3 protein-coding genes and 1 pseudogene are annotated in these 3,306 nt (G+C 62.3%); all 4 read right to left on the bottom strand.

Going from position 1 to position 3,306, the window contains the following annotated elements:
* A partial coding sequence (locus WCA53_RS06025) for a peptide-methionine (S)-S-oxide reductase (protein ID WP_423906890.1) occupies positions 1-272 on the bottom strand: 272 nt, incomplete at its 3' end.
* A gap of 89 nt (positions 273-361) precedes the next feature.
* A complete protein-coding gene (locus WCA53_RS06020) occupies positions 362-685 on the bottom strand; it encodes a DUF4148 domain-containing protein (protein ID WP_423906886.1) in 324 nt (107 codons plus the stop codon).
* 217 nt (positions 686-902) lie between these two features.
* Positions 903-2,303, bottom strand: coding sequence for an amidase family protein (locus tag WCA53_RS06015; protein WP_423906883.1), 1,401 nt, complete (start codon positions 2,301-2,303; stop codon positions 903-905).
* A 429-nt stretch (positions 2,304-2,732) separates the two neighbouring features.
* Positions 2,733-3,306, bottom strand: a pseudogene (locus tag WCA53_RS06010) (ATP-grasp domain-containing protein); the annotation flags it as partial.

Here is a 3,306-nt window from a genome sequence, read left to right as displayed (position 1 = left end):
GTATAGCCCGCCGCGACCTGGGTTACGCCACGCACGTGCTCGAAGACACCCTGCACGCCCCAGAAGCAGCCGCCCGCGAACACCGCGGTCTCGCTATGCGCCGTTGCGAGTTTTTCGTCCTGGGTGGGTGCCGGAACTGTCGTCGCCGGTTCGGCTGAGTTCGCGATGCGCTGGGACGCGATTGCGCCCACTGCGAGCGCGACCACGCCCGCCAGTTTGGCGATGGAGGAACGCTTCCATGCGGAAGCTTTGGTCGTTGATTTCGTGCTCACGATTGTGGCCCTTTGAGTGATGCGTGGGTTGGCGTCGCGCGTGGCATCCCGCAAACTATCGGCGCAGGAGGCAGCGTGCGCCGACAGCATTAATGACCGAAGTAAATCGACTTCATGCCGTCATTTGCAAGCGGGCGGCCGACTGCTGCGGCGCCGGATTCCGACGTACCACTAACCACTCCGCCGACGCCGCTGGTTGCGCCGTTCTGTGCGGCCACGCGGGCTTCGGCTGCCTGGATATCGGCCGGGTAGTACGGATCGGAGCCGCGAGCCGGGTTATAGCCGGCCTTCTCAAGCTGAACCAGCTCGGCGCGCACTTGCGCCCGGGTCACGGACTGGCTCGACTGCGCGAAAGCGGCGAAAGGGGTGGCGAGTACAGCGGCGACAACAACGGCTTGAATGAGCGATTTCATGATGACTTACCTCCACAGTTTGTCTTGTGCAACCAGAAGACGCCCGGATGTCAGGGAGCACGATCGCGGCCTAATAAGTCCCCGCGGGGTGCAATGCATCTTGATTCCGGCGTTGATGCATTTAACCCCGCGGAAGTATCTGGCTTGTGTCAAGAAAACCGCTTATTTGAAGCGTTGTGTATCACCTCCCGCCTGTGGATACATTGCGATACAAACGCTATGCGACGGGATCAATCGGGGACAGAGGCACGCCACGCGCCTCGATCGCCTTGCCTGCGAGCAAGCACAAATCTTCCCGATAATGAGCGGCGACGATTTGTACGCCGACCGGAGTGGCGCCGACAAGGTTCGTGGTGACGGTCAGGCCCGGCAGCCCCATCGCCGGTAGTGCTCTCATCGTAAGTTGTGCTTCCCATACACGCCGGAACCCTTCCTCCCCCTGTAGGTCAAGCCCGTCAGGGAACGGCAGCTCAGACGACACCGGCAGCAACAGCACAGGATATTTGGAGAGGAATAGACGCCATTGGCGCATCAGGGTAGTGCGTCGCACCAGCGAACGGTTGATTACGTCGTCAGGCATAGCCTCTACCTTGGCGCGAGAAGCCGCGACGACCGCCAGCGCACCGGGGTCTCCATCGCGCGCGGCCGCGTCGGCGAGGGCCTCAAATCCATCACCGAGCCACAGGCGCTCCTGCACCTCGGCGGCCTCGCGTATCGATGGCGTGTCGTCGATTTGTTCCACGGTCCATCCGGCATCGGAAAGTCGCTGGCCCGCGTCCAACAGGGCCGCTTCGACCTCCTTAGCGATTTGCAGTCCACCTGGGCGAAGACATAGTGCGGCATGGAGCGGAACAGGCGGACCTTCGATCGCGACCGGCACCCACCAGGGGTCACGAAGATCGGGCGCGGACATTGCCACAAGGGCGACGCGCAGATCCTCGATGGTGCGGCCGATCGGGCCGGTGGCGGACATTAACTGAGTGCCGATTGGGCGCTCCGGCGAGGACGCGTTATAGGCGGGAACGCGTCCGAGGGTGGGCCGTAGCCCATGAACTCCGCACGCATAAGCCGGATAGCGGATTGAACCGCCGATATCCGTGCCAAGCGCGAGATGCCCGATCCCGGATGCCACGGCCGCTGCCGCGCCTCCGCTTGAGCCGCCCGGAGTGAGCGACGGATCGCGCGGGTTGCGGGTGCTCCCATGAAGCAGATTGCTGGTGAACCAGCGCAACGCGAAGGTGGGCGAGTTACTGCGCCCGAGAAGCACGGCACCGGCTCGCCGAAGATTTTCTACAGCCGGGCTGTTGGCTTGCGCCACTAGGTGTTCCTGGAGGCGCGTCCCGTTCGTGGTGGCGAACCCTGCCTGATCCGTATTGATCTTGACTGTCACCGGGACACCGGCCAACGGGCCCGGGTCCTTGCCTCGGGCCACGAGTTCGTCGACCTGATCCGCCTGTTCCAACACCCAGTCAGGCCGATGTGCAACGATCGCATTGATTTGCGGGTTGACTGCATCGAGCCGGTCAAGAGCCGCCTGCGCAGCTTCCCGCGCTGAGACTTTTCGAGTGCGGATGAGGTGGGCAAGTTCAGTTGCGGGCAAACGCCAGAGCTCGGTCACAATGCCTCCGATAAAAGTTCGAGTTCCTGATGCGGCTCCCCGCGTAAAGCTATGGGGGGCACGCTGTCAGTCCATAACCGGAACGCAGCTGATGAGCGTCCCCAAGGGACATAAGCTATCCGTTATGTTGGCAGCGCACCAGCCTATCAACGGACAGTGATTGCCTAACAAGGCATGATCGACTCATACAGACGTTTAATTGCCAGTTACGTTTTCCGGTGAAGCGCCCGGGTCGATCGCACGCGCGTTTCATGTGGTGCTCCGTCTAAACCGGCACGTGCCCGCAGGCAGCCAGCTAACAAATGCTGGAAGGTCCGCCGGACACGCGGCGCTTGTGGTGCTTGTGGCGTCGGGCTTGCCCCTATGAGACCGTCGTGCTCCATGACCTGGACCGCGCGGACCCGGGCCATCGGACATATTGGGATTTACTCATGATCCGGGTAAGTCCTCGCCGTCCCACTCGATATCCCGCGTCGCCGCTTCACGCAGACTGCAGCGCTGCGCGAGCGCGAGCCGCGCATACGAAGCGAGATCGCTTATCGCGCCTGCGATCGGGCCACGATCGCAGGGGATCCCGATCACATCCGAGGCTGCGCGATAGTCCCGCAGCCAGCGACGCAGCTCGCCTCGCTTGAACGCATCGATCAAACCCGCGCTAAGCATGACCGCGCCGATCATACGCGGGGCACTGGACGTAGCCTCGATCGTCTCGGTTAGCGTGCCCTCAAGCGCGGACGGCAATAGGTCGTCGAGTGCGAAGAGGTGACAGCCACTCGTCGCACGTGGATTGCATTCGAGAACGCTCACGCGTCCATCGGTATGCTGGATCCAGTCGAACGACAATTGGCCCGTGAAGCAAATCTTGCGCGCGAATTCTTCGACAAACCGGCGGATGACGTCGACACGCGCCGTTTCGAAATAGAAGCTTGAACTGGTCGACATCCTCCAGCTCGGGTGATAGACGCTATGCGCCAAGAGCCGGCCTCGATCTGCCACGCTATAC

Source organism: Caballeronia sp. (genome assembly GCF_049581465.1).
Classification (GTDB): domain Bacteria; phylum Pseudomonadota; class Gammaproteobacteria; order Burkholderiales; family Burkholderiaceae; genus Caballeronia.
This window is presented reverse-complemented; position numbering and strand designations above follow the sequence as displayed.

What these genes read in the sequence shown, in the direction of transcription:
- WCA53_RS06020 (WP_423906886.1), bottom strand. Translation starts at nt 685, where the DNA reads ATGAAATCGCTCATTCAAGCCGTTGTTGTCGCCGCTGTACTCGCCACC.